Source organism: Uniformispora flossi (assembly GCF_049534875.1).
In the GTDB taxonomy this organism is placed as follows: domain Bacteria; phylum Actinomycetota; class Actinomycetes; order Streptomycetales; family Streptomycetaceae; genus Yinghuangia; species Yinghuangia aomiensis.
Genome location: NZ_JBMULZ010000016.1, coordinates 14,069 through 37,711, shown reverse-complemented (window position 1 = coordinate 37,711; position 23,643 = coordinate 14,069). Strand labels below are relative to the sequence as shown.

Sequence of the window (23,643 nt, the reverse complement as noted above, 5' to 3'; positions counted from 1 at the left end):
ACACGGACCGAGCGGCTCGGCGGCCTCCCCGACGCGGACCTGCCGCATCCCGCGCTTCCGGAGCGCGGCCGCGCGGCGGCGGACCACCGCACTCAACCTCGCGCTGGAGGGGCCGGGGGACCCGCATGCTCTGCTGTGCCGGTTGTCCGACGTGCAGGGCGTATTGTCCGTACGACGCGACGAGGACGCCGGGGCCTAGGCCCAGCGCTCGGCGGCTCTGCGGCGGGGATCTCGCCGACGCGCCGGAGAAACCGGCTTTGCATGTTCATGCGAAACCCTGCATACTCTTCCCATGTCCAAGGTCCTCACCTCTCTTCCCGCGGGCGAGCGGGTCGGCATTGCCTTCTCCGGCGGGCTCGACACGTCGGTCGCGGTCGCGTGGATGCGCGACAAGGGTGCCGTCCCGTGCACCTACACCGCCGACATCGGCCAGTACGACGAGCCCGACATCGCGTCGGTGCCCGGCCGTGCCAAGACGTACGGCGCCGAGATCGCGCGCCTGGTCGACTGCCGCGCGGCGCTGGTCGAGGAGGGCCTGGCCGCGCTCGCCTGCGGCGCGTTCCACATCCGCTCCGGCGGCCGCGCCTACTTCAACACGACGCCGCTCGGCCGCGCCGTCACGGGCACCCTGCTGGTGCAGGCCATGCTCGAGGACGACGTGCAGATCTGGGGCGACGGGTCGACGTTCAAGGGCAACGACATCGAGCGGTTCTACCGCTACGGCCTGCTCGCCAACCCGAACCTGCGGATCTACAAGCCCTGGCTCGACGCGGACTTCGTGACCGAGCTGGGCGGCCGCAAGGAAATGTCCGAGTGGCTGGTCACGCACGACCTCCCCTACCGGGACAGCACCGAGAAGGCCTACTCGACGGACGCCAACATCTGGGGCGCCACCCACGAGGCCAAGACTCTCGAGCACCTGGACACCGGCGTCGAGACCGTCGACCCGATCATGGGCGTGCGGTTCTGGGACCCCTCCGTGGAGATCCCCACCGAGGACGTCACGATCGGCTTCGTGCAGGGCCGCCCGGTCAGCATCAACGGCAAGGAGTTCCCCTCCGCCGTCGACCTGGTCATGGAAGCCAACGCCATCGGCGGCCGGCACGGCCTGGGGATGTCGGACCAGATCGAGAACCGGATCATCGAGGCCAAGAGCCGCGGCATCTACGAGGCGCCGGGCATGGCGCTGCTGCACGCCGCCTACGAGCGGCTGGTCAACGCCATCCACAACGAGGACACCCTCGCGCAGTACCACATCGAGGGCCGCCGCCTCGGCCGCCTGATGTACGAGGGCCGCTGGCTGGACCCGCAGGCGCTGATGGTCCGCGAGTCGCTCCAGCGGTGGGTCGGCGCGGCCGTCACCGGCGAGGTCACCCTGCGGCTGCGCCGCGGCGAGGACTACTCGATCCTCAACACCACCGGCCCGGCGTTCAGCTACCACCCGGACAAGCTGTCGATGGAGCGCACCGAGGACGCCGCGTTCGGCCCGGTCGACCGGATCGGCCAGCTGACCATGCGCAACCTCGACATCGCCGACTCGCGCGCCAAGCTGGAGCTGTACACCGGCATCGGCCTGATCGGCACCGCGCACCCGGCGATGGGCGCCGCCCAGGCGGCCGCGACCGGCCTGATCGGCAACCTGCCCGAGGGCGGCGCCGAGGCCATCGCCGCCCGCGGCGAGGTCGACGAGGAAGAGCAGCTTGAGGACCAGCTGCTGGACCGCGCCGCGATGGAATTCGGCGTGGACTAAGCCGGACACGCCGCACCGGCACGTACCGCGAACCGGACGGCACCCCGCGCACACGACGCCGGGCTCCGCAGGGCACCGCCCTTGCGAAGCCCGGCGTTTCGCGTTTCCTCGCGGGAGGCGGCCGAGCGGGCAAACGGGCACGCAGGCAAACAGGCAACGGGCAACGGGCAACGGGCAACGGGCAAACAGCCAAGCAGGAGAGCGGGCAGACGGGCAGACGGGCAGGCAAGCAGGAGAGCGGGCACGCGAGCAGGCAAGCAGCCCGAGCGGGCGACCAGGCAGACGAGCACACGAGCGGACGAGCAGACGGCGTGGTGATTCGGCGGAATTGGGGCGTGTCTCGGGTGGGGCGGTTCGGGGGGTGGGGAAACGGGCACTGGAGCGCCTGCTCACGACGCCCGTCGGCGCGCCGCACCCACCCCAGGAGCCTTCGTGACCACCGCCACGGCGATCTCCGCCGCACCCGCGGAATCCACCGTTCCGGAGTCCCCGCGTGTCCCCCGCGCCCGGTGGGGGAACGCGCTCGCCGTCGCGCTGCCCGTCCTCGCCCTGGCGGTACTCGGGTGGCGGCATCGTGCACTCACCGACGACGGCACGATCTTCCTGCGGACCGTCCGGCAGATCCTCGCCGGGCACGGGCCCACCGTGAACCTGAGCGAGCGCGTCGAAGCAGACACCAGCACGCTGTGGCAGTGGCTGCTCGTCGTGTTCGGTGCGGTGACCCCCGGCGACCTCGGCTTCACCGCGGTCCTCGCCGGCATCCTCCTCACCGCCGCGGGGTTCGCGGTCGCGCTCGACGCCACCCGCCGCCTGCACACCACGGCTGGCCCGCGGCATCTGCTGCCCGCCGGGGCGCTCGTGCTGCTCGCCGTGCCGGTGTTCTGGGACTTCGCCGGGTCCGGACTGGACAGCGGGCTGGGCACGTTCTGGCTCGCCGGGTGCTGGTGGCTGCTGGTCCGCGCGCACCGCTTCCCCGAGGCACGCAGCCGGGCGGCGTACGCGGTGTGGGCGGGGCTCGGGTTCCTCGTCCGCCCCGACTTCGCGATCGTGACCGCGGTGTTCCTCACCGGGCTGTGGTGGGTGCAGCGGCCCGGCCTGCGCCAGGCCGCCGGGCAACTCGCCGCGGCGCTCGCACTGCCCGTCGCGTACGAGATCTTCCGGGCGGGCTACTACGGCCTGCTCGTCCCGATGCCCGGCCTCACCAAGGAGCCCGGCGACAGCGACCCCGTCCGCGGGCTCCGCTACGCGGCGGACTTCGCCGGGCCGTTGTGGCTGTACGTGCCCCTCGCCCTCCTCGGCGCCCTGGCCGTGGCGCACTTGCTCCGCTCCCGTCCGGCGCCCGCCCGGTGGGTCGTTCCGCTCGTCCCGGTCGCGGCCGCCGCGCTGCACGCCGGGTACGTCGTGCGGATCGGCGGCGACTACATGCACGGACGCATGCTGCTCCCCGCCCTGTTCCTCGCGCTGCTCCCGGTCCTGCTGGTGCCCGTGCGCGCCGGGACGATCGCGGTCGCGGCGGCAACGTCCGTATGGGCCGTGGCGGTGGTCGGGCCGTGGCATCCGGCGGCGTACCACGCCCGGGACACCGCGATCTCGATCCGGGTCCGGGACAGCGACATCGCGCTGACCGGTTCGCCGAACGCCGACCACGTCGCCGCGTGGACGGCCGCGTTCCCGAAGCTGCGCGACGCCGTCGCCGAGGGCATGGCCGCCGACCGCCCCGTGTTCGTCCGCCTCGCCCCCGACATGAGCGTCGGGCAACTGCTGCCGCTCGGCCCCGGGCACGGGTCGAGCCGGGTGTCGTTCCCCGGCGGATTCCTCGGCGTCACGGGCGCGTTGGTGCCGCTCGACCAGTACATCGTGGAGACCTGGGGCCTCGCCAACACCGTCGGCGCCCACCTGGAGTACGCCCCCGGCGCGCACCGCAACTGGCCCGGGCACCGCAAGCCCCTCGGCGACGTGTGGCTGCTCGCCCTGGAACTGGACCCGTCGGTCGCCGACGTCCCCGGGATCGCCGCCGTGACCCCGGCATCGCTGGCCGCCGCCCGGCACGCGCTCGGGTGCGGGGACCTGCGCGAACTCCTCGCGTCCGTCCGCGAACCCCTCACCGCATCCCGCTTCCTCCGCAACCTGACCGGGGCCTACCACCGCACGGCACTGCGCATCCCCCGCGACCCGTTCGCCGCCGAGGCGAAATTCTGCGGGGCGCGCTGACGGCGTCCAGGAGGCCAGGCCCCCGGCACGGGGGGTCTGGCCCCACCTTTCCCCGGGGGCCGGTCCGCCGCAGCCCGGGGGCTCGCCGGATCGAAGCAGCACCATCCGCGCACCTAGCGTCACCAGGGAACCCGTAATCCGCTCCCGGGAGTTCCCATGGCACCGACCGCACTGGCCGCCCCTGCCCCAGCGAAGACCGCGGAGGAACGGCGGCGCGGCAGCGACTTCGCCCCGCTCCTCGCCGACCTCAAGACCGCCGGGCTGCTGGACCGCCGGCCGCTCCGCTACGCGCTGTCGATCGGCACCGGCATCGCACTGCTCGTCGGCACGTTCGCCGGTGTCGTGCTGCTCGGCGACACCTGGTGGCAGCTCGCGCTGGCCGTTCCGGCCGCGCTGTTCGGGGTGCGGGCGATGTTCGTCGGCCACGACGCCGGACACCGCCAGATCGGCCGGAGCCACCGCACCGACCGGGCGATGGCGCTGCTGCACGGCAACCTCCTCATGGGCATGAGCAGCGGCTGGTGGATCGCCAAGCACAACCGGCACCACGCCAACCCGAACCACCTCGACAAGGACCCGGACGTGCGGGCCGGCGTCCTGGTGTGGGACGCCGGGCAGGCGGCCTCCCGGCGCGGCTTCGCCGGGTGGCTGACCCGGCACCAGGCGCGGCTGTTCCTCCCGCTGCTGCTCCTCGAAGGCCTCAACCTGAAGATCGGCAGCATCGTCGACCTGCGGAACCGGTCGCGTGCGGAGCGGCGCGTCGAAGGCGCGCTGATCACGGCGAACGTCGGCCTCTACTTCGGGGTGCTGTTCTCGGCGATGTCGCCCGGCAAGGCGATCGCGTTCTTCCTGCTCCAGCACGCGCTGATGGGCGTGCACCTGGGCCTGGTGTTCGCGCCGAACCACAAGGGCATGCCGATGCCGGGTCCGGGCGAGAAGTGGGACCACCTGCGCCGCCAGGTGCTGACGTCCCGCAACGTGCGCGGCGGCCGCGTCACCGACTGGCTGATGGGCGGGCTCAATTACCAGATCGAGCACCACCTGGTGCCGAACATGCCGCGGTTCAGCCTGCGGCGGGCGCAGCCGATCGTGCGGGCGCACTGCGCGCGGCTGGGGGTGCCGTACCTGGAGACCGGGGCGGTGGAGTCGTACCGGCAGGCGCTGTCCCACATGCACGGGGTCGGCGCGGGGCTGCGGACGTCACACGGAGCCCGCTTGTCTATTTGACTTGGTCAAGATACAAACCGCCTGATCGGCACGGCAGAACGGAAGGCGGTCGTATGGGCAGGGACGGCAAGGGCACGGGCGCACTCGACGGCTCGCGGATCCTGATCATCGGTGCGTCCTCGGGAATCGGCCGCGCGCTCGGCGCGCAGGCCGCGGAAGCGGGCGCCGCGGTGGCGTTCGCGGCGCGGCGGGCCGACCGGGTGGAGGCGGCCGCGGCGGAGGCGGGCGGCGGCGCGGTGGCATTGCGGTGCGACGTCCGCGACGAGGATTCCTGTGCGGCGGTGGTCGCGGACGCCGCCGCGGCGCTCGGCGGCCTGGACGCGGTGGTGTACGCGGCGGCCGTCGACGTGCTGTGCCGCATCGCGGACGCCGACATGGACACGTGGGCGGATACCTTCGCCACCAACGTCTTCGGCGCGGCACGTGTCACCGCCGCCGCGCTCCCCCACCTGCGGGCGTCGGGCGGCCGGGCGGTGCTGGTGTCCGCGTCGTCGGTCGACCGGCCGCTGCCGGGCATGGGCGTATACGCGGCCAGCAAGGCCGCCCTGGAAGCGATGGCCCGCGCGTGGCAGGCCGAGCACCCCGACGTCTGCGTCGCGAACGTCCGGATCGGCTCGGCGCTCGGCAGCGACATCATGGCGTCGTGGGACCGCGACCTGCTCCTCGAACTGTCCCCGCAGTGGCAGGCCTTGGGCTACGTCCACGACAACGGCCCGGGCGGCCCGATGACCCTCGACCAGGCCGCCGCGGCGATCCTCGGCGTCCTGACGTCCCCGGTGTGGCTGCGCGACATGACCGCGGTGTCCGCTCCGGCGGCCGCGAACGGCGCGGCGGGAAAGGCGGCATCGTGACCCGCGACCTCACCGGCGACGGCGTCGACGCGCTCGCCCGCTGGCTGTCCCCGCACCTCGGCGGCGGCGATGTCCGGGTCGCCCTGGACGGCCGCCCCGGCAGCGGATTCTCCGCCGAAACGGTCCTCCTGCGCGCGACCACCGCCGACACCGAGCACCGGCTCGTGCTGCGCCGGGAGACCGCCGACCCGGCGATGTACCCCGCGCAGGCGGCCAACGACGGCCCCGAGATCGCCATCCAGTACCGCACGATGCGCGGCCTGGCCGTCGCCGCGGACATCCCCGTCGCGCCGCTGATCGGCTACGAGGACGACCCGGCCGTGCTGGGGTCGGCGTTCTTCGTCATGGGCTTCGTGGACGGCTGGGTGCCGGTCGAGAACCCGCCGTACACCGCCGCGGGCCCGTTCCTCGACGCCGCTCCCGCCGACCGGCGCACGATGATCGCGAACGGCCTCGACGTGCTCGCCCGGCTGCACCGGGCCGACCGGCACGCCGCCGGCCTCGACTGGCTCGTGCCGCCCGGTGAGAAGCCGACGGCCGCCCGTCAGTTCGCCATCTGGTCGGCATACGCCGACCGGGAACTCGATGGCCGCGACCACCCGGTCCTCGACCGGGCCCGCACCTGGCTGCACGCCAACCTCCCCGAGGGCGGCGAGCCCGGGATCGCGTGGGGCGACGCGCGCCCCGGCAACATCATCTGGCGCGGCATCGAGCCGGTGTGCGTGACCGACTTCGAGGCCGTCGCCATCGCACCTCCGGAACTCGACCTCGGCTGGTGGCTGTTCTTCGACCGCACGATGCACGAGGCCCTCGGCATCGCCCGTCTCGACGGCGAACCGGACCGCGCCGAGCAGCGCGCCCGCTACGCCGCGGCGGCCGGGCGCGACCCCGGCGACACCACCCCCTTCGAGGTCCTCGCCGGCTTCCGCTACGCCGCCATCGTGGTCCGCGCCATGAACCGCCGTGTCGCCCGCGGCGAGATCCCGGCCGCCCAGACCATCTGGCGCGACAACCCGCCGGCCACGGCGCTGCGGCAGCTCCTGGACGAGATCGGGGCCTGATTCCGGTCCGGCCGAAGGCCGTTCGACGGCCGCCCGAGGCCTGAGCGGGCCTGAGCGGGCCTGAGCCACGCCTGTGTGACGCGTGTTCGAGGTCCGCCGCGGGTCCGCCGCGATGGGATGATCGCCGCCATGAGCGACATGGCGGCGGCATACGCGGCGGATCCGCACGGCATCGGCGCGCGGCTGCGGGAGGCCGGGCCCGTGCACCAGGTGACGATGCCGGACGGGACGTCGGTGTGGCTGGTCACCCGCTACGCGGACGTCCACCGGGCACTCGCCGACCCGCGACTCTCGCTGTCCAAGCGGAACGCCAAACCCGGCGGCTACCAAGGCTTTTCGCTGCCGCCCGCGCTCGACGCCAACTTGCTCAACATGGACGCGCCGGACCACACCCGGCTGCGCCGCCTCGCCGGGCCCGCGTTCACCGCGCGGCGGGTGGCGGAGCTGCGCCCGGCGTTGACGGATGCGGCGCGGGGGCTGGCCGACGCCGTGGCGGCGCGGCTGGCGGCCGAGGGGTCGGCGGACTTGGTCGCCGATTTCGCGACGCCGTACGCCGTCCTGGCGATCTCCGAACTGCTCGGCGTGCCCGCGGCGTCGCGCGGCCGGTTCCGGGAGTGGACGGCCGGGCTGCTGGGCGCGGAGGCGACCCGCGAGGGCATGGCGGCGATCGTCCGGGAGATGTACGCCTTCTTCACCACCCTGGTCGCGGACAAGCGGGCGCAGCCGTCCGGCGACCTGCTGTCGGACCTCGTCGCGGCACGCGACGCGGACGACCGGCTCGGCGAGGACGAACTCACCTCGCTGGCGTTCCTGCTGCTGTTCGCGGGCTACGAGAACTCGGCCAACCTGATCGCCGGTGCCGCCTACGCCGCGCTCGCCGACGAACGCGTCCGGGCCGCGGCCCGCGGCGACGGCATCGCCGCCCTGGTCGAGGAAGTCGCCCGGCACGAGTCCCCCGCGCTGCTCGCCATCCGCCGCTTCCCGGTCGAGGACGTCGAGATCGGCGGCGCGGTGGTCCCGGCCGGCGAGACCGTCATGCTCGCGCTCGCCACCGCCAACCGCGACCCGCGGCGCTTCACCGCCCCGGACACGGTCGACCTCGGCCGCGACGACCTGCACCGCCACCTGAGCTTCGGCCAAGGCGTCCACTACTGCATCGGTGCTCCCCTGGCCCGCCTCGAAGCCGAGGTCGCGCTGACCGCGCTCCTCGACCGGCTGCCGGACCTGCGCCTGTCGGACGAGGACCCCGCCGTCTGGCACCAGTCGCTGCGGGTACGCGGATTGGCCGCACTGCCGGTCGTCGGCGGCGAGCCCGCCCGACCTGGTCATCGGTAAATGACAGATCCCACTCCCGGAAACGGCATTTCGATCAACCATTTGGCCGAATGGGCGTGATGGCCCTCACGTTTACTTTCGCCCCCCGGTGCCACACAATTCCTGTGCGCGGTGACGCCTGGGGAGCGCATTCAATGCGGTGCCATCGCTGCTGTTAGCCGAACGCGGCGTCCGGGGGGACGCCGGGTGGGGGATGTCGTTCCGCTCTCCGAATTGATGCAATTCGGCACGCCTGCCCGCAGGGGCAGGCGGCAAGCAGCGGCGGAGACATGGACGAACAGCCCTCGAGCGTGCCCGGCATACCGGACACGGCAGTTCCCGACGACTGGTTCCGTCCCGGAGCCGCCTCGCCGATACGTGTCACCCACCTCTCCGCGGACACCTCCACCGCCGTCCTGACCCGGCCGGTGCCCGCGTTCGAACCCGCCGCGCCCGCGCCCGCCGCACCCGCCGCGCCGACCCCGCAGGCCGCCGCCGGGCGCCGCGCCAAGCACGCGCCGCGCAAGGCCGCGCCGTTCCGCCTCCGCACCAAGCGGCGGCGGCGCCGCTCGCTGCCCGAGGTCGATGTCGCCGACATGCGCATCACCGCCCTGGTCCCGGCACACAACGAAGAGGACCAGATCGGCGACACGATCGATTCGCTGCTGGCCCAGCAGCGGCCGCCGGAGCGCATCATCGTCATCGCGGACAATTGCCGCGACCGCACGATCGAGATCGCCCATGCCAAGGGCGTCGACGTCTACGAAACCGTCGAAAACCAGCACAAGAAGGCCGGCGGCCTCAACCAGGTCCTCGACCGGCTGCTGCCCGACCTGGGGCCGCTCGACGCCGTCCTCGTCATGGACGCCGACTCCACCCTCGGCCCGGAGTTCCTCGGCCACGGCCTCGAACGCCTCGCCACCGGCCAGTGGGCCGGCGTCGGCGGGACCTTCACCGGCAAGCCGGGCGGCGGATTCGTCGGCATGCTGCAACGCAACGAGTACGCCCGCTACGTGCGGGACGTGCAGCGCCTCCAAGGCCGCGCACTCGTCCTCACCGGCACCGCGACGCTCTTCCGCGCCGTGGCCCTGCAGGAGGTTGTCGAGGCCCGCCGCGCCAAGGAGCTGCCGGGCAGCCCGCAGGTCTACGACACCCGCGTGCTCACCGAGGACAACGAACTCACGTTGGCCATCCTGCATTTGGGGCTGCGCATCATCTGCCCGCCGAAATGCACGCTGGAAACCGAAGTGATGCTCACCTGGCGCGATCTGTTCAATCAGCGCCTGCGCTGGAAGAGAGGCGCACTGGAAAACCTGACCGACTACGGATGGACCCGCGTCACCCGCGGCTACTGGGGTCGGCAATTTCTTTCCCTGATCGGCCTTTTGGTCATCTTCATCTACCTGTCGTCGCTGGTCTTCGCGTTCGCGACCACCGGGCGCGTCAACGTCCAACCGGTCTGGATGATCGTCACCGCGATCTTCGCCCTCGAACGGGCGGTCACCGTCCGCAGCCGCGGCCCCCTGCAGATGTTCCTCGGGGGTCTCGTGGTCGTGGAGATGGCCTTCGACCTGTTCCTCCAAGCCGCCCAGGCGAAAGCGTTCTGGGATGCCCTTCGCAACAAGGAAAGGAAGTGGTGAGGTTGTACAACGCAAGTACGGGTGCCGCCGCCGCGGGCACCGGCGGGGTCCTCGCGGCCACCGGCGCGGTGAACCTGATGTGGGCGCTCGTCGCGGCGTTCACGCTGTTCAGCGCCGGACTGGCGCTGAAGCGGATATTCCCGGCGCGCACCCGCTGACGACAGGCGTCGGCCCCCGCAGACCGCGTGGGCCGACGCTTGTTGTGCCTTGCCCGCGGACCCCGACTCGGAGGACCAGATGCCCAAGGCATCCCCCGCATCCCCTGTTGCCCCTGCTTCCCGGCGCCGCACCCGGGCCCGCCGGGGCGTCGCCCGCCTGGCCGCGGCCACCGCCGCCGTCTGCCTCCTGGCCGTCGGCCCGCAGGCACCCGCGGCCCGCGCGGCCACGCCGTGCGCCAACGGCTATGTCGCCATCACCTTCGACGACGGCCCCACGGCGATGACCCCCGACTACGTCCGTGCGCTGCAGGACGCCGGCTGGGTGCGCGCCACCTTCTTCCTCACCGGCGCGCACGCCCTGGACTACCCGGAGAACGTCGACCTGCTGGCGCAGAACGGGCAGTGGATCGGCAACCACAGCTACTCCCACCCGTTCCTCGACGAACAGGGCGAGCCCGCCGCCTTCAACGAGCTGCTCGGCACCAACCAGATCCTGCTCGCGCAGACCGGCACCGCCCCGACGCTGTTCCGCCCGCCCTACGGCCGCACCAACGCGGACATCCGGCAGGACGCCGCCGTCCTCGGCATGACCGAAGTGCTGTGGACCACGGACTCGTTCGACTACAACGGCATCACCACCGACGCCATCGTCGACAACGCCCTCCAGGTCCAGCCGGGCGGCATCATCCTGCTGCACGAGGGCTACGCCACCACGCTCTCCGCCATCCCGCGGATCGTCGACGGCCTCGCCGCCCGCGGACTGTGCGCCGGAAAGGTCGTGCCGTCGGCCACGCCCGTGGAGGCGTGGCCGGGCACGACCTTCTACGCCACCGCCGCGCACTGGTGACACGTCGGCGGCGCCCCGGTCACCCCGTCCGCCGCCGACGCACCGCCGGGGGACGCCTCACAAGGTGAGGAGCACCCGACGGGCCACCGCGGCATCGGCCAACGGCCGCATCGCGAGGCGTACGAGCGCCAAGGCGTTGTCGTCGCCCGCGATGCGGTTGGTGCCGAGTGCGCCGCAGGAGCGGCATTGGTGGACGAGCAGCCATTCGCCGTCGGCCCGTGCGGTCAGGCCGACGGCGTCCATGCGGCCGCCGCAGTCCGCCGCGCGGTCGCCGGGTATACGCCGGTCGACGTGCCGACTGGCCAGGCAGTTCGGGCAGTGGTTGCGGTGCCCGGTGCCGGGCGCCCGCAGCGGCACCGCGAGCCGGCAGCCGGCGCACCGGAACTCTCCGGTGGATTTGCTGCCCTGCCCGTGCAGGACGTCCTTGGCACGTTGCGGCCGACGTGCCGCCCGCCGCTTCACAGCGCTCCGAACGCTTCGAGCGGGAACGGGGGCTCGGCCAGCGGCCGGACCGCGATCCGCATGAGGACGAGCTGGTTGTCGTCCGCGTGCACCGGGGACGAGGCGAGTCCGTCGCACCGCACGCAGCGGTGGACGAGCATCCAGTCGCCCGTGCGCAGCACGGCGACGGCGATCGGCGCCATCCGTCCGCGGCAGTCGCCGCGGCCGCCCCCGGCGGGGTCCGCGGGGTCGGCGATGTGCCGCGCGTGCAGGCAGGACGGACAGTGGTGGCGCGGGTTCCCGTCGGGCGCGGCGGCGGACACGGTCAGGCCGCAGCGCACGCACGAGAACGTGTCGGTGGTCGGTCGATGATGAGGGGTGGACACCCGGGTGTGCTCCTTGCCGGGAAACGAATTCGGGGCAGCAAGAGCAGGCCGAGCGGCGTCGGCATGGCGAACCGTCAGACGGTGCGGCGAAGCGCGCTCGGCGCGTGCCGGGACATCAAGACACCCTCTCCGTGGGCACGGCGGCCCGGTCACCGGGCGCGCGGACGGCCCCGGTACGTGGTCACAACTGGCGTGCGGCCAGGCTAACCACGGCGCCGGTGCGGAGGCCACCGGATTTCCCGGCGGCCTCCGGGTACGGCTCGGGGCACGGCTCCGGGTGCGGCTCCGGGTACGCCGAAAGGCTCCCGGCGGGCGGCTCCGTGTGCTCGCCGGGAGCCCGTTTCGGGGCGCCGCTACCGCTGCCGGGTCAGGGCACCGGCGTGAAGTCCCGCGACGCGATGTGCGCGGGGCGGGGCTTGGGCGCGCCGTACGGGGCGACCAAGGTGTTCTTGACGCTGTTGTAGACGATGAACACGTTGGCGCGGTCGTACGGCGTGATGTTGTCGCCGGAACCGTGCATGCAGTTGGAGTCGAAGAACGTCGCCGAGCCGGCCGGCCCGGTGATCGCGTCGATTCCGTGCCGGTCCGCGAGGCGGCGGACCAGCGCCGGCCCCGGGGTGCCGACCTGCTGGGCGCGCAGCGACACGCGGTGGTGGTCGTCGGGGGTCTGGCCCGGACAGGGGACGAACCCGTGGTGCGACCCGGGCATGATCATCAGCGGCCCGTTGGTGGCGTGGTTGTCGGTCAGCGCGATGGACACGCTCAGCGCGCGCATGGCCGGCATGCCGTCCTCGCTGTGCCACGTCTCGAAGTCCGAGTGCCAGTAGAAGCCGTTGCCGCCGTAGCCCGGCTTGTAGTTGACCCGGCTCTGGTGGATGTAGACGTCCGTACCGAGGATCTGCCGGGCCCGGTCGACCAGCCGAGGGTCGTGCGCCAGCGCGCGCAGCCGGTCGCTGATCCGGTGCACCTCGAAGACCGAGCGGACCTGGTCGGAGTCGCGTTCCCGGATCGCCCGCTCGTCGTCGGCCAGCATCGGTTCGCTGCGCAGCCGGTGCAGTTCGGCGAGGTCCGCGGCGACTTCGGCGGGCGACAGGAGACCCTCGACGGTCGCGTAGCCGCGCTGCTCGTAGGCCTCCAGCTCGGCGTCGCTCCACGGCCCGGGGACGTCGCCGCCCCAGACGGCCGGCTCCCGGCGCGGGAGTTCGACGTGCACACCGGCGGATGCCCGGGTGGGGTACATGTCCGTGGCCTCCTCCACGTGTGCGATCACGCCTCGACCCCCTCGATTCCGGCGGTTTCCCCGATCTCGTCGATCTCCTTGACGAGCGGGTAGACGCCGTCCTCGTCGTGCACTTCCCGGCCGGTGACCGGCGGGTTGAACACGCACACGAAGCGCATGTCGGAGGCCGGGCGCATGGTGTGGCGCTCGTGTCCGTTCAGGACGTACAGGTCGCCCGGCCCGATGCGGTAGCGCTGCCCGGTCTCCTCGTCGGTCAGCTCGCCGTGGCCCTGCACGCAGTACACGGCCTCGATGTGGTTGGCGTACCACATCGACGTCTCGGTGCCGGCGTACATCACGGTCTCGTGCAGCGAGAAGCCGACGCGTTCACGGGCCAGGATCATGCGGCGGCTGCGCCACGTGGCGGCTTTGACGTCCCGGTCGGTGCCGTCCAGGTCGTCGATGGACAAAACGATCATGCGGGTTCCTTCCCGGTCCGGCGGGTCAGCCGCGCGCGGCGGCGCGGACGGCGGAGGTGAACAGGTCGAGGCCTTCGTCGAGTTCGTCCTGGGCGATGGTCAACGGGGGCATCAGTTTGACCACTTCGCCGCGGGGGCCGGACGTCTCGACGAGCAGACCGCGGCGGAACGCCTCGGCGCTGATGCGGTCGGCGGTGTCCGGGTCCTCGAAGGTGAGGCCGCGGACGAGGCCGATGCCGCGCTGCTCGGCGCCGAGCCCGGCGAACTCGTCGACGAGGTCGCCGAGGACGCGCCCGATCTGCTCGCCGGACGCGAACACCTCCTTCTCCAGAGCGTCGTCGCGCCAGTAGTCCAGCGCGGCGGTCGCCGTGACGAAGGCCGGGTTGTAGCCGCGGAACGTGCCGTTGTGCTCGCCGGGCGACCAGACGTCCAGCTCGCGGCGGAACAAGGTGACCGCCATCGGCAGGCCGTAGCCGCTGATGGACTTCGACAGGCACACGATGTCGGGGGTGATCCCGGCGGCTTCGAAGCTGAAGAACGGGCCGGTGCGGCCGCAGCCCATCTGCACATCGTCGACGATCAGCAGGATGTCGTGCCGCTTGCACAACTCGGCCAGCCCGCGCAGCCATTCGGCGCGCGCGACGTTGATGCCGCCTTCGCCCTGCACGGTCTCGACGATGACCGCGGCCGGCTTGTTGAGCCCGCTGCCGCTGTCCTCGAGGAGGCTCTCGAACCACAGGAAGTCGGGGGTGCGGCCGCCGAGGTAGTTGTCGTACGGCATCGGCGTGGCGTGCACGAGCGGGATGCCCGCGCCGGCGCGCTTCATCGAGTTGCCGGTGACGGCGAGCGCGCCGAGCGTCATACCGTGGAACGCGTTCGTGAAGCCCACGACCGCTTCGCGTCCGGTGACCTTACGGGCCAGTTTGAGGGCCGCCTCGACGGCGTTCGTGCCGGTGGGGCCGGGGAACTGGACTTTGTAGTCGAGCGCGCGGGGTTTGAGGACCACCTCGTCGAACGTCTCCAGGAACGCCTGTTTGGCGTGCGTGGCCATGTCCAGCGCGTGGGTGAGTCCGTCGCGTTCCAGGTACTCGAGAAGGGGGCGCTTCATCCGCGGGTTGTTGTGCCCGTAGTTCAGCGCGCCGGCGCCGGCGAAGAAGTCGACCCAGCTGCGGCCGTCCGCGTCGTAGACGCGGGATCCGCGGGCCTGGTCGAAGACCGTCGGCCAAGTGCGGCAGTAGCCGCGCACTTCGGATTCGAGGGTCGTGAAGACGGGGGGCAGGTCCGTCACGCTCAAAAGCATTCCTGACGTTGTGATGGTGAGGGGGCTTGGTGCCGGCGGCCGAGGGCTAGCCGCCGATCGGGTCGACCGGTCCTATGCGGAACAGGACTTCGGGTTCGTGCCCGCCTCCGGGGAACTGCGCGGCCGCGAACAGGTCGCACTCGCGCACGGGTGCGCCGCGGTCGCGGCCGAAGCCGCGGAACAGCGCCATCGAGGCGGTGTTCCCGGGGGTGACCGTGGCTTCCACGTACTTCTGGCCGAACCGGCCTCGACGCTCCAGGAGTTCGTCGATCATGCGGGCCGCGAGGCCGCGCTTGCGGGCGTCCGGAGCAACCGCGACCTGCCACACCATGAGGGTGTCGGGCACATCGGGCCGGACGTATCCGGTGACGAATCCGCAAATCCTTCCGTCGTGTCGGGCGACCACCGACGTCGCCGCGAAATCCCGGCACCACAGCAAGTAGTGGTACGCCGAGTTCAGATCGAGCGAACCGGCATCGCGCGTCAGCCGCCACAGATCCGCACCGTCGTCGATGCCGGGAGCTTCGAGCACCAGGTCTTCGGCAAAGGGGTTCTGAGCCATGCCTAGGCAACTTACCGAGGTCCCGCGTCCGGGCCGATTCGCCCTGGGGTTCCGTGTCGGCCCGTGATCGGCTACGTTCCGCGTGCCCCCGCCCGCGCGTAGCCCAGCCACCCGGACGGCAAACATCACGACTGAATACCGGCGTGTCGAACGCCCGGTTTTCCGGCTTTTCTCTCTTATCCGCGGCACGATTCCGCAGATCTTTTCGCCGCGTTGACGTAGCGGCGGAGATTCTCGGCTTTCCCCCGAACGACGGCACCGCTCGAACGCAAGTGCGGGGAGGCCGGAAATCGCCCCACACCCACCTCAGCGCTACCACGCGTCACAGAATTGTGAGGATCGCCACCTGACGGCGCGCCCTCCGGAGAGATCACCGCCAAAACCGGATAATCCGGACAGATTATGACATCGTGCGGTCGATCGCGGAGGCGAACGCTTGTCCACGTATCTCTTTCGGCTCGGACGCTGGGCGTTCCGGCGCCGCCGCCTCGTGCTCGGCATCTGGCTGCTCATCGCCGTCGGCACCATCGTGACCGCGATTGCGAGCGGCGGGAAGACCAACGACACCTTCACCATCCCGGGCACCGAGTCGCAGCAGACCACCGATCTGCTCCAGAAGAAGCTCCCCGCGCTCGCGGGCGGGCAGACGCAGGTGGTGTTCGCGGTACCCGAGGGCGCGAAGGTCGGCGACGCCGCGTACCGCAACGGCATCGAATCCGCCGTCGGGCGGATGAAGACAGTGCCGCAGGTCGTCTCCGTCTCCGACCCCTTCACCGACCAGGGCATCTCCCCCGACCAGCGCGTCGCCCTCGCCTATGTGCAGTACAACGGGCAGCCCGCGGACGTGAAGGACGCGTCCCTCGACGCCCTCCAAGACGCCAACGCACCGGCCAAGGCCGCGGGCGTCCAGGTCGAATACTCCGGCAGCGTCTTCCCCGGCTGGCGCATCGTGGTCTCCGAGGTGCCGGAGATCATCGGCCTGTGCGTCGCCTTCGTCATCCTCGTGATCGCCCTCGGCGCTCTCGTCGCCGCCGGCATGCCGATCCTCACCGCCATCATCGGCGTCGCCATCGCCCTCATGGGCGTGACCGCACTGGCCTCGGTGGTCAACATCGCGTCGGCCTCCACGACCGTCGCGATCATGCTCGGTCTGTCCTGCGGCATCGACTACGGCCTCTTCATCCTCTTCCGGCACCGCAACCAAGTGCTGCGCGGCATGGACGTCGAACACTCCGCCGCACTCGCCGCCGGCACCGCGGGCAGCTCCGTCGTGTTCGCCGCCCTCACCGTGATCATCGCGCTGTGCGGGCTGTCCGTCGTCGGCATCCCCTTCCTCACCGTCATGGGACTGTGCGCGGCAGGGGCGGTCGCCATCGCGCTGCTCATCGCGCTCACCCTGATTCCGGCGCTCTTCGGGTTCGCCGGCACCAAGGTCACCTCGTTCATCAGCACGCGGCTGCGCCCTCACCACCACGAGGACGTCGCCAAGACGTCGGCGCTGGAACCGGCCCGCACGTTCGGGGCCCGGTGGGCCCGGTTCGTCGTGCACAACCGGATCGTGGTCACGGTGGCGGGCGTGGCGTTCCTCCTTCTTCTTGCGGTGCCCGCGCTGGACATGCAGCTCGGCCTCCCGAGCGGGGCGTCGCAGCCGACGTCGAAGACACAGCGCCGGGCGTACGACCTGACCGCGGAGCACTTCGGCGCCGGCTACAACGGGCCGCTGCTGGTGGTCGCCGACGGCGCGGTCCAGCAGTCGTCTCTGGTGCAGCTCGCCGGGGTGCTCGCGCAGCAGCCCGACGTCGCCGTGGCGGCGCCGCTGGCGAACAACGGGCAGGTCGGCGTCGTCCGGGTGATCCCGCAGAGCGGGCCGAACGACACCGCGACCGCGGACCTCGTGCACGAGATCCGCAACAACCGGGCGACGATCGAGGCGTCGGTCGGCGCACCGATCCTGGTCGGCGGCACGACCGCGTCCAACATCGACGTGTCGCAGAAGCTCGCCGACGCCCTGCCGGTGTTCCTCGTGGTGGTGGTCGGGCTGGCGTTCGTGCTGCTGACGCTGGCGTTCCGGACGATCCTGGTGCCGATCAAGTCGATCCTCGGCTTCCTGCTTTCGGTGGCCGCGGCATTCGGCGCCGAGGTGGCGATGTTCCAGTGGGGCTGGGGCCGGCACATCTTCGGCATCACGCCGACGGAGACGATCAGCTTCCTGCCGATCATCATGCTGGCGATCATCTTCGGCCTGTCGAGCGACTACGAGGTCTTCGTCGTCTCCCGGATCAAAGAGGACTTCACGAAGACCGGGGACGCCCGCGGCGCGGTGGAACGCGGCACGGCGCAGTCCGCCCGCGTGGTGACGGCGGCCGCGCTCATCATGTTCTTCATCTTCGTGGCATTCATGTTCACCGACGACCCCACGATCAAGGCCATCGGCTTCAGCTTCGCGGTCGGGGTGTTCCTCGACGCCTTCGTGGTGCGGCTGACGCTGGTGCCCGCGGTGATGGCGATGGCGAAGGCCAAGCTCTGGTACCACCCGCAGTGGTTCGCCCGCTATGTCCCCGACCCGGACATCGAGGGGAAGCGGCTGGAGGAAAGGCAGGACGCGCTGTGGGCGGCGGATGCGGGAAAAGAGGAGGCGGGGAGGAAAGGGTAGCGGCTCGCACGGATGGTGAACGCGGCGGCCGTGCGGGCGCGAACGGGCCTGTTGGCAAACATGCGTTCACCTTGCGAGTCCGTATCCCCGGCGGGGTCCCGGTCGTTGAGCTTCGGGGGGTGGTCGGTGCAGCGGTGGTCGGCCGCTTCGCCTTCGGAGGGAGATCCGCTGATGCAGGGCAACGAGATCCGTGGCTTGGCGGCCGCCGTCGCGGCGGTCCCGACACTGGAACAGCCGGGCGTCGCGTGGCAGTTGGGGCATCTGCAGGGGACGGTCGTGAAACTCCTGAACGCGGCGGCGGGGGCGCTGGACGAAGGTCAGGGGTGCGTGCCCGTGGAGGTCGTGGTGACGGGGATGCGGGAGTACGTGGATCTGGTGGCGGGGACGCCGCCGCCGCGGAGGTGAATGCGGGGGCGTATTGCGCCCCCGGGAGTTGTCCGGCGCCGGTCGAGATCAGTAGTACTTGCGCAGGTGGGGCCACAGTTGGGACCACGGTTCCGCAGTGCCCGCGCACAAGAGGACGACGGCGTGTTGTTCCTCGTTGTCGACGCCGTGGCCGTTGTCGACACGGCCTACCTGGCGGCAGCCGGTGAAGTAGGGGCGCTGCCGGTCGACTTTGGACTCCTTGGCGACGAGCAGGACCGGGCCGGTGGCGGAGTCCGGGGGGCGGGCCCAGCCGTAGAAGGCGACGTGGCCGGAGTAGGGGTACGGGAGGCCGCGGTCGGGACCGTAGTGCGCGAGGGCGCCGGCTTCGCCGTAGTTCACCGCGTAGAGGACGGCGTTGGCGCGCTGGTCGGTAGGGATCTGCGCCCAGCCGTCGGCGACGGTGCGGACCAAGGCGGGCCAGCCGACTTGTTCGCCCTGCTCCTGGTCGACCGCGTTCGGGATGCCGAGGTGGCGTGGCGGTAGGAGGGGCAGCACCAGCACGGCGTTGACGGAGGCCAGGAGCACGCCGACGGTGAGGACGAGGCGGGCGCGGCGGGTTCGCCAGTGGCCGCCCATCCAGGCGAGCAGGGGTTCGCAGCCGGCGGCCATGACGACGATGAGCAGGGCCAGGGCGTAATAGGCCTTGCCGCCGATGGCGAGCATCGCGGCGCAGGTGACCGCGTACGCGACGGCGACGGCGCGGGCCCAGCGGACGGCGGGGTCGCGGAGGAGGCGGCGGAAGCCGAGCACCCAGACGGGGACGAGGAGGGGGGAGAGGAAGAGGATCTGCTGAGGGACGAACATCGTCCGGTTGAGCGTGCCGTCGGCTTCGCTGATGCCGCGGGCGACGGTGAGCTGGGGCCAGCCGTGGCGGGCTTGCCACACGACGTCGGGCAGCACGATCGCCAGGGCGATGAGAGCGCCGAGCCACGGCCGCCATCCGCGGAGGACGTCGCGCGGGCCGACGGTGAGGATGCCGGCGAGGAGTGCGGCGACGAGCAGGACGATGAGGTCTTTGTTCTGTCCGGCGACCCCGACCGCGAGGCCGAGGGCGGGCCAGCAGCGGGGGTCGCGGGTGCGGAGGAGCCGCAGCGCGATCCAGGTGACGAGCAGCCACATGAGCAGGTCGAAGGTCGCGGTCGAGACCATGTGGCCGACGGCGAGGACGAGGCCGGAGGACGCGGTGCAGACGGCGGCGAGGGTCTGCGCCTTTGCCCCGGCGCCGAGTTCGCGGGCGATCAGGGCCGCGAGGACGACGATGACGACCGCGGCGAGGGTGGCGACGACGCGGAGCCCGGCGGGCGTCTCGCCGAAGACCGCGGTGGAGAAACGGGCGAGCAGCGGGGTGAGGGGCGGCTGGTCGTCGTAGCCCCACGCGGGGTGGTGGCCGGCGGCGAGGAAGTACAGCTCGTCGCGGTGGAAGCCGTAACGGGGGGCGAGGGCGGTGAGGAGTGCGGTGAGGGTGAGGGTTGTGGTGGCGAGGGGGAGGACGGCCAACGGGGGCAGCGGTTCCCGGGGCGCGGGCGCATCGGGGTCTTTGGCCTGCTGGGCCCGCTCCGCCGGTTTGCTCTGCCGAACCCGCCCGACCTGTCTGTCCTGCACCACCGAGCGTTCCCCTCTCCCCCATCCCCGGGACACTGCACGCGGCAAGCAGCGGAAGGATACGGCGACGACGTCCTCCGCCGGTAGCACCCGAGGGCCTACAGGCCCAAGCTCGCCGCGAATGACGAGAACGCGGGTGCTACCAAACGCCATTGGCACGCGGGCGGATCCGTCCAGAAGTCGCTGCCGACAACACGCGGGTCCGTGGGATCGGAGCGGTAGTCGAGCGCCAGCGCAACGTCGTCGCCGGGGATGCGGTTGACGGCGATCAGCACGGCTTGTTCGACGTCGAGCCACGGCAGTTCGAGCGGAACGGGTGCTGTGCTGCCGCGTGCCTCGTGGAAGAAGGTGCGGTCGGCGAGCACGTCCATCGATCCGGATTCCCACTCCATAGCCTCCGGGGTCGACAGGAAGTCGAGCGGGGACGCGAACCACGGGATGACGTCCGCGAGCACGTCATCTCCCGGGTGCCGCCAACGTCCGGAGTCGATGAGGGCGATCAGCCGGTCGGGCAGCGCGAGTCCGCGGACCAGGGAAGGTGCCATGCCGCACAGCCTCGCACGGCATTCGGCAGGGGCACTCCGCAGTCCGATTTCCTCCTCTCGGCTGTGCCCGCCCCGTCTTGTCCCATCCCCGGTGCGCAGGACTTTCGCGGCAACCGCACTCCGGTTCGTCACCGCGCGACCGCGCCCATCACACTGCACCCGTCGACAACAGTCACCACGCGGCGCGAAGGAACCGGCGATGCCCGACACTCCGCTACCCCCCGCGGCCCTCCAGCGGTGGACTCGCGCCATGGCAGCCAGGTCGGCGGTCGTGACGGGGGTTCCCGTCGCCGCCGACGGCTGGTGGTACCTCGGTCTTCGCCTGCCGGAGTGGCCGAAGACCCGAATCGTCCGCGTCCGCCCCGAAGCGGGCCTCGACACGGTCGAAACCGTCGTGGACCCGGCCCACTTCGTTCACGGCGGCAACATCGCCCACTGGACAATGGTCGGTTCGAAAGTCCTGGCCGGCATAGCCGACGGGTCCGAGTTCGGCCCCTGGGTCGTCGTCGATCCGGAGACCCGCCGCGCGGTGGGCGGCGGCCCCTTCGGCCTCGGCCGGGACAGCGGTACCGCATACGACGTGCCCGAAGGCGACCGCCCGGGCCGCCTCTACCACGTCGTCCACACGGACAAGCCGCAGCTCAGTGCCGTCCGGGTCATGCTGCGCGAGAATCCCCTCGCCGACACCCCCGCACCCGACGTCCCGGTCGAACTGGCGCCGCCCCGCTGGGGCTCGGAGACGTTCATCCCGGAAATGTCGGTGCAGAAGGACGGCGAGAACCGCTGGCTGGTGGTGTCGGAAACCTCCGGCACCGGACAGCAGCACCGCGCCTCGGTCTACGACCTCACCACCGACCCACGCCGCCCGACGCGGGTCGCGTTCGTCGACACCACCAGCGCCGGATCCAAGTCCCTCAAAATCCACCAGGGCTACGCCTACTTCCTCACCACCGACCATGGCCGCCGCCCTTACGGCGCCCTGGTCCGGGCCCCGCTGCACAAGCTCGGCAACCCGGGCAGCCGCCAAACCCTCGCCACCGGCGACAAGGCACGCGGCATCCACCTCCGTGCCTTCGCCGTCCACGATGACGGCCGCGTCACGCTGACCAAGACGCACCACGGCCGGGACTCCCTCGTTCTGCACCAGGTCAACGAAACCTCTCGCGGCCCGCGCCTCACCCAGGTCCGGGAGTTCACCTCCCCCGGCACCCCGTTCGCCTCCATCGCCGCCGCCTCCGAAGTGACGGACAGCCGCACGAATACCCGGCAACTCGTCATCGTCTGGAACGACATCGGGGGCCAGCGGCTCACCGCTTACCCGAACGCCGCATCCGGCCCTCACGAGCCGCGCTTGTCCCAGGACCTGCGCACACGCGGCCCGGGGCCCACCCCGACCGTCACCCGTGACATCCCGTTCCGCTTCGGCAGCAAGCCCGGCCAAACCGGAGTCGTGCGCTTGACCGCCCCCGCGAAGGCCCGTGGCAGCGGCCGGCCCCCCACCGTCGTCATGCGCGACGCCTATCCGTTCTACGGATACATCCAGAGCGGCCGGTCGCCCGACCAGCACATGGTGGACGATGCCGTCCACGCCGCGGGCGGCGCGACCGCCGTCGTGTACCACGACCACCCGCGCCAGGGCGGCAACGGCGTCGCCGAGCTGCCCGGTCTCCTGATCGGCGCTGCCGAAGCCCTGACCGAACGCGGCGCGGCGGAGCCCGGACGCATGTTCCTCATGGGCGGCTCGTCCCAGGCGGGCCCGGCCGCCGAAGCCGTCCGGCTGCGTTCGGACTTGTTCCGGGGTGCCGCACTGCGCTCGGTGTTCCTGCGCTTCGACGCCCAGGGACTCTCGCAGGGGATCGGGTTCTGCAACGCCGGCGCCAACTCGTTCGGCCCGGAACTGTCCGCGGCCTGTGCCTACGGGCACATGCGGGACCACGGCATTGTGCGGCACTCCGGGGCACCATCGCCCGTCATACTGTTGAGCTTCGGGATGCAGGACACGCGCACGTACGCGCAGGACCAGACCTTCCCGTACGCGCGCGTCGCGGCCCGCGCCGGCGCGGACGTCCGCCTCATGGAGTTCCCCGGCGGCCACTTCATGCAGTGGGCGGGGCCCCACGGCGGCGCCGAAGCGTTCGCCGGTCAGATCGCCCATGTGGAAGCCGTCCAGGGCGGATTCGCCGGACCGCTCCCACCCCGGCACCTGGCATCGGCCATAGCCGTTACCGCCGGGCGGGGCATGGCCACTCCCCTACCCTCGCCGATGCACCCGGGAATCTCGACGTCGCCCACCCCGGCAACACCGAACAGCGGGGCCGTCACCCGGAGCCCGGGACAGACCCGCACCAAATCCCTCGAACGCGCCTGACCGTCACAGGGCTCGGTCCCGCACGACCCCCTCCACCACGTACCGCACCTGCGACGCGAACAGTGCATCCGCGTCCTGCGCTGTCACACCTTCCGCATCGCCTCCCGGTCCGGCGCCCCGGTGCCGTCCGACGGGCGGCGGTTCGGCGCCCGCTTCCAAGGCCACGAACCCCACCGTCGCCCACGTGATCAGCCGACAGGCGCGCACCGCCTCGTCGGCGGCCAAGCCGTCGCGCCGCATCGCCGCGATGAGCGGCCGGGACGCCTCGACGTATGCCCGGCGGCCCGGCGCCGCGATCAGTCGGCTGTCCCGCACGCACCGCAGGCGCAGCCGCAGTTGCTCGGCCCAGCGGCGGGCGTAGACGTCCCATGTCTCCTCGTCGCCGCACACGGGCGACACATCCGCGAGCAGCCGGTCGGCGACGGCCTCCAGCAGCGCTTCCTTGTTGCCGACCCTGCTGTAGAGCGGCACCGGCGATACGCCGAGCCTGGCGGAGACACTCCGCATGCTGACCGCGCCAAGCCCGTCCTCGAGCAGGATCGCCATCGCCGCATCGACGATCCGCTCCGCATCCAACGCGAACGCGTCGGTTCTGCTCACCCG

21 protein-coding genes are annotated in these 23,643 nt (G+C 71.7%); 12 read left to right on the top strand and 9 right to left on the bottom strand.

The window, feature by feature from the left end:
* Positions 1-292: 292 nt before the first annotated feature.
* The 9 genes from argG to ACPA54_RS28700 all read left to right on the top strand — a co-directional run bounded on the left by argG (position 293) and on the right by ACPA54_RS28700 (position 11,059).
* On the top strand, positions 293-1,750 hold the full coding sequence (gene argG, locus ACPA54_RS28740; RefSeq protein WP_423534289.1) for an argininosuccinate synthase: 1,458 nt from the start codon (positions 293-295) through the stop codon (positions 1,748-1,750).
* Between the two features lie 432 nt (positions 1,751-2,182).
* Positions 2,183-3,961, top strand: coding sequence for an arabinofuranosyltransferase AftB family protein (locus ACPA54_RS28735; protein WP_423534288.1), 1,779 nt, complete (start codon positions 2,183-2,185; stop codon positions 3,959-3,961).
* 156 nt (positions 3,962-4,117) lie between these two features.
* Entirely contained in the window at positions 4,118-5,188 is a 1,071-nt protein-coding gene (locus tag ACPA54_RS28730; protein WP_423534287.1) for a fatty acid desaturase family protein, read from the top strand.
* A gap of 53 nt (positions 5,189-5,241) precedes the next feature.
* Positions 5,242-6,039, top strand: a complete 798-nt coding sequence (locus ACPA54_RS28725; protein ID WP_423534286.1) for an SDR family NAD(P)-dependent oxidoreductase — start codon at positions 5,242-5,244, stop codon at positions 6,037-6,039.
* Positions 6,036-7,100 (top strand): phosphotransferase family protein, encoded by a 1,065-nt coding sequence (locus ACPA54_RS28720; RefSeq protein WP_423534285.1) that lies wholly within the window; start codon positions 6,036-6,038, stop codon positions 7,098-7,100. Before ACPA54_RS28725 ends, ACPA54_RS28720 begins: the two co-directional genes overlap by 4 nt.
* Positions 7,101-7,229: 129 nt before the next feature.
* Positions 7,230-8,435 (top strand): cytochrome P450 family protein, encoded by a 1,206-nt coding sequence (locus tag ACPA54_RS28715; protein ID WP_423534284.1) that lies wholly within the window; start codon positions 7,230-7,232, stop codon positions 8,433-8,435.
* Between the two features lie 269 nt (positions 8,436-8,704).
* Entirely contained in the window at positions 8,705-10,054 is a 1,350-nt protein-coding gene (locus tag ACPA54_RS28710) for a glycosyltransferase family 2 protein (protein WP_423534283.1), read from the top strand.
* A complete protein-coding gene (locus ACPA54_RS28705) occupies positions 10,051-10,212 on the top strand; it encodes a hypothetical protein (RefSeq protein WP_345679446.1) in 162 nt (53 codons plus the stop codon). Before ACPA54_RS28710 ends, ACPA54_RS28705 begins: the two co-directional genes overlap by 4 nt.
* Before the next feature lie 79 nt (positions 10,213-10,291).
* Positions 10,292-11,059 (top strand): polysaccharide deacetylase family protein, encoded by a 768-nt coding sequence (locus ACPA54_RS28700; protein WP_423534282.1) that lies wholly within the window; start codon positions 10,292-10,294, stop codon positions 11,057-11,059.
* A 57-nt stretch (positions 11,060-11,116) separates the two neighbouring features.
* Here ACPA54_RS28700 and ACPA54_RS28695 read toward each other — a convergent pair whose 3' ends face one another.
* The 6 genes from ACPA54_RS28695 to ectA all read right to left on the bottom strand — a co-directional run bounded on the left by ACPA54_RS28695 (position 11,117) and on the right by ectA (position 15,446).
* Positions 11,117-11,521, bottom strand: coding sequence for an RNHCP domain-containing protein (locus tag ACPA54_RS28695; protein WP_423534281.1), 405 nt, complete (start codon positions 11,519-11,521; stop codon positions 11,117-11,119).
* Complete coding sequence (locus tag ACPA54_RS28690) at positions 11,518-11,886, bottom strand: RNHCP domain-containing protein (RefSeq protein WP_423534280.1); 369 nt, start codon at positions 11,884-11,886, stop codon at positions 11,518-11,520. Before ACPA54_RS28690 ends, ACPA54_RS28695 begins: the two co-directional genes overlap by 4 nt.
* Before the next feature lie 367 nt (positions 11,887-12,253).
* On the bottom strand, positions 12,254-13,126 hold the full coding sequence (thpD, locus tag ACPA54_RS28685; RefSeq protein WP_423534455.1) for an ectoine hydroxylase: 873 nt from the start codon (positions 13,124-13,126) through the stop codon (positions 12,254-12,256).
* A gap of 26 nt (positions 13,127-13,152) precedes the next feature.
* Entirely contained in the window at positions 13,153-13,584 is a 432-nt protein-coding gene (locus tag ACPA54_RS28680) for an ectoine synthase (protein ID WP_423534279.1), read from the bottom strand.
* A gap of 25 nt (positions 13,585-13,609) precedes the next feature.
* Positions 13,610-14,872, bottom strand: coding sequence for a diaminobutyrate--2-oxoglutarate transaminase (gene ectB, locus ACPA54_RS28675; RefSeq protein WP_423534278.1), 1,263 nt, complete (start codon positions 14,870-14,872; stop codon positions 13,610-13,612).
* 58 nt (positions 14,873-14,930) lie between these two features.
* A complete protein-coding gene (ectA, locus tag ACPA54_RS28670) occupies positions 14,931-15,446 on the bottom strand; it encodes a diaminobutyrate acetyltransferase (protein WP_423534277.1) in 516 nt (171 codons plus the stop codon).
* 436 nt (positions 15,447-15,882) lie between these two features.
* On the opposite strand from ectA, the gene ACPA54_RS28665 reads away from it, so the two are divergent.
* Positions 15,883-18,099 (top strand): MMPL family transporter, encoded by a 2,217-nt coding sequence (locus ACPA54_RS28665; protein WP_423534276.1) that lies wholly within the window; start codon positions 15,883-15,885, stop codon positions 18,097-18,099.
* A 171-nt stretch (positions 18,100-18,270) separates the two neighbouring features.
* Complete coding sequence (locus ACPA54_RS28660; RefSeq protein ID WP_345679455.1) at positions 18,271-18,504, top strand: hypothetical protein; 234 nt, start codon at positions 18,271-18,273, stop codon at positions 18,502-18,504.
* 48 nt (positions 18,505-18,552) lie between these two features.
* On the opposite strand, the gene ACPA54_RS28655 is transcribed toward ACPA54_RS28660, so the two are convergent.
* Both ACPA54_RS28655 and ACPA54_RS28650 read right to left on the bottom strand, forming a co-directional pair.
* Positions 18,553-20,130, bottom strand: coding sequence for a glycosyltransferase family 39 protein (locus ACPA54_RS28655; protein ID WP_423534275.1), 1,578 nt, complete (start codon positions 20,128-20,130; stop codon positions 18,553-18,555).
* Between the two features lie 95 nt (positions 20,131-20,225).
* Complete coding sequence (locus ACPA54_RS28650) at positions 20,226-20,672, bottom strand: hypothetical protein (RefSeq protein ID WP_423534274.1); 447 nt, start codon at positions 20,670-20,672, stop codon at positions 20,226-20,228.
* A gap of 250 nt (positions 20,673-20,922) precedes the next feature.
* Here ACPA54_RS28650 and ACPA54_RS28645 point away from each other — a divergent pair, with 250 nt between their 5' ends.
* A complete protein-coding gene (locus tag ACPA54_RS28645) occupies positions 20,923-23,040 on the top strand; it encodes a hypothetical protein (RefSeq protein ID WP_423534273.1) in 2,118 nt (705 codons plus the stop codon).
* Positions 23,041-23,043: 3 nt separating this feature from the next.
* Here ACPA54_RS28645 and ACPA54_RS28640 read toward each other — a convergent pair whose 3' ends face one another.
* The gene (locus ACPA54_RS28640) at positions 23,044-23,640 is read right to left on the bottom strand and encodes a TetR family transcriptional regulator (RefSeq protein ID WP_423534272.1); all 597 of its coding nucleotides are present in this window, start codon (positions 23,638-23,640) and stop codon (positions 23,044-23,046) included.
* Positions 23,641-23,643: the final 3 nt, after the last annotated feature.

Excerpts from the sequence above, each read along its gene's own strand:
- argG (WP_423534289.1), top strand. The coding sequence starts at position 293 with ATGTCCAAGGTCCTCACCTCTCTTCCCGCGGGCGAGCGGGTCGGCATT.
- ACPA54_RS28730 (WP_423534287.1), top strand. The coding sequence starts at position 4,118 with ATGGCACCGACCGCACTGGCCGCCCCTGCCCCAGCGAAGACCGCGGAG.
- ACPA54_RS28725 (WP_423534286.1), top strand. The coding sequence starts at position 5,242 with ATGGGCAGGGACGGCAAGGGCACGGGCGCACTCGACGGCTCGCGGATC.
- ACPA54_RS28715 (WP_423534284.1), top strand. The coding sequence starts at position 7,230 with ATGAGCGACATGGCGGCGGCATACGCGGCGGATCCGCACGGCATCGGC.
- ACPA54_RS28710 (WP_423534283.1), top strand. The coding sequence starts at position 8,705 with ATGGACGAACAGCCCTCGAGCGTGCCCGGCATACCGGACACGGCAGTT.
- ACPA54_RS28700 (WP_423534282.1), top strand. The coding sequence starts at position 10,292 with ATGCCCAAGGCATCCCCCGCATCCCCTGTTGCCCCTGCTTCCCGGCGC.
- thpD (WP_423534455.1), bottom strand. The coding sequence starts at position 13,126 with ATGTACCCCACCCGGGCATCCGCCGGTGTGCACGTCGAACTCCCGCGC.
- ACPA54_RS28680 (WP_423534279.1), bottom strand. The coding sequence starts at position 13,584 with ATGATCGTTTTGTCCATCGACGACCTGGACGGCACCGACCGGGACGTC.
- ectA (WP_423534277.1), bottom strand. The coding sequence starts at position 15,446 with ATGGCTCAGAACCCCTTTGCCGAAGACCTGGTGCTCGAAGCTCCCGGC.
- ACPA54_RS28660 (WP_345679455.1), top strand. The coding sequence starts at position 18,271 with ATGCAGGGCAACGAGATCCGTGGCTTGGCGGCCGCCGTCGCGGCGGTC.
- ACPA54_RS28650 (WP_423534274.1), bottom strand. The coding sequence starts at position 20,672 with ATGGCACCTTCCCTGGTCCGCGGACTCGCGCTGCCCGACCGGCTGATC.
- ACPA54_RS28645 (WP_423534273.1), top strand. The coding sequence starts at position 20,923 with ATGGCAGCCAGGTCGGCGGTCGTGACGGGGGTTCCCGTCGCCGCCGAC.